Source organism: Vibrio sp. 1978, from assembly GCF_033344345.1.
The window spans coordinates 1-631 of sequence record NZ_JAWPOP010000620.1 but is presented as its reverse complement, the minus strand read 5'-3'; the positions used below and the strand labels follow the sequence as shown (position 1 = coordinate 631).

Genomic DNA, 631 nt, shown 5'->3' with positions numbered 1-631 from the left:
CGCAACATGGATTCCAAGCGAAAAGACAAGACCCGTTTTTTCAGGAGGGAGCCGGTTATGATCGTAAACCCAGAGACCAAAGCAAAGGTTCTCCGGTATGCGATGGGCAACCCTGGGAATTTATCCATCACAAAGCTGGCGGTCGCGCTGGATTACGATGCGGTAGATGCTCTGGGTGTTCGTTTTAAAGACACTGTAAATCTTGAGGTTCGCAGAGCCAGGCGCTGGGAAGTCTGGCAGTGGTTCTGGAACCATCCGGATCAAAGTGTCCAACTGTCAATCAAATTGGGCGTGGTTGGCGCTGTGTTGGGAGTCATGGGCTTCCTGACTGGCGTAGCTCCGTACCTCTTGGGATAAACCAATAAAGCCGTTAACGGGCAATGTAAGTCCGGAGACGGCTTGCATTGCTCTCTCGAAAGTGGAGAGTCAAATGAACACATTAGAACAACTTGTAAATCAGAGAGTGCTTGAGGAAGGTCTGAAAAAGGCGAAGCCATTGGCCGCGCAAATGGGGCTTGAATCTGTACCTGATGAGATGCTTGAAATGATCTGCCCAAACTTGAACTACTCTGGGCAGTTTACGCCAGCTCTGTACGCGAGATTTCAAAGCGTAAAGCGATTACTGAAAGAG

The 631-nt window shown here is 49.6% G+C and carries 1 protein-coding gene and 1 pseudogene; both read left to right on the top strand.

Features of this window, described 5'->3' with window-relative positions; genetic code table 11:
* On the top strand, positions 1-357 hold a 357-nt coding region (locus tag R8N49_RS28180; protein WP_276463367.1), incomplete at its 5' end, for a hypothetical protein.
* A gap of 73 nt (positions 358-430) precedes the next feature.
* A pseudogene (locus R8N49_RS28175) lies at positions 431-631 on the top strand (hypothetical protein); the annotation flags it as partial.